Annotated in this window: 1 protein-coding gene; it reads right to left on the reverse strand. The window is 65.5% G+C overall.

Features of this window, described 5'->3' with window-relative positions:
- Window positions 1-1,042, reverse strand: a 1,042-nt coding sequence (locus DIE11_RS35995; protein WP_124629852.1) for an aminotransferase, incomplete at both ends; no start/stop codon positions are given.

Below are 1,042 nucleotides of genomic sequence, written 5' to 3' on the forward strand. Positions count from 1 at the left end.
GCTTCACGCGCTCGACGATCCCTTCGTCGCGCAGCAGCTTCAGGTTCGCGACCGCCACCGCCGCCGCGACCGGATGGCCCGAGTACGTGAGGCCGTGATTGAATTCGCCGTTGTCGATGATCGGGCGCGCGATGCGTTCATGAATGCCCACCGCGCCCATCGGCACGTAACCCGACGTCAGGCCCTTGGCCATCGTGATCAGGTCCGGCTCGAAGCCGAAGTGCTGATGCGCGAACCATTCGCCGGTGCGGCCGAAGCCGCCGATCACTTCGTCGGCGACGAGCAGGATGTCGTACTTGCGGCAGATCCGCTGGATTTCCGGCCAGTACGTCGACGGCGGGAAGATCACGCCACCCGCGCCCTGGAACGGCTCGCCGATGAATGCCGCGACGTTCTCCGCGCCGAGTTCGAGGATCTTCGCCTCGAGCTGCTGCGCGCGTGCGAGGCCGAATGCCTCGGGCGTCTCGCCGGCCTGCGCTTCGCCGAAGAAATACGGCTGGTCGATGTGCACGATGTGCTCGACCTTCGACGGCATCTGCTCGTGAATGTAGCCCATCCCGCCGAGCGTGCCGCCCGCGATCGTCGAGCCGTGGTAGCCGTTCTTGCGCGAGATCACGTATTTCTTCTGCGGCTTGCCCTGCACGCGCCAGTACTGGTGCACGAGGCGCAGCACGGTGTCGTTGCCTTCCGAGCCGCTGTTGCAATAGAAGAAGTGGTTGAAACCAGCGGGCGTCACTTCCGCGAGCATCGCGGAAAGCTCGATCACCGGCGGGTGCGTCGTCTTGAAGAACGTGTTGTAGAACGGCAGTTCCTGGAGCTGGCGATACGCAGCGTCGGCGAGTTCCTTGCGGCCGTAGCCGACGTTGACGCACCAGAGGCCGGCCATCCCGTCGATGACCTTGTTGCCGTCCGAGTCCCACAGATAGACGCCGTCGGCCTTCACGATCACGCGGCTGCCCGCGCGGTTGAGCGCGCCCATGTCCGAGAACGGGTGGATGTGGTGCGCGGCGTCGAGCGCGCGGTATTCGGCGGTCGAGCGTGC

Source organism: Burkholderia sp. Bp9012 (assembly GCF_003853825.1).
In the GTDB taxonomy this organism is placed as follows: domain Bacteria; phylum Pseudomonadota; class Gammaproteobacteria; order Burkholderiales; family Burkholderiaceae; genus Burkholderia; species Burkholderia diffusa.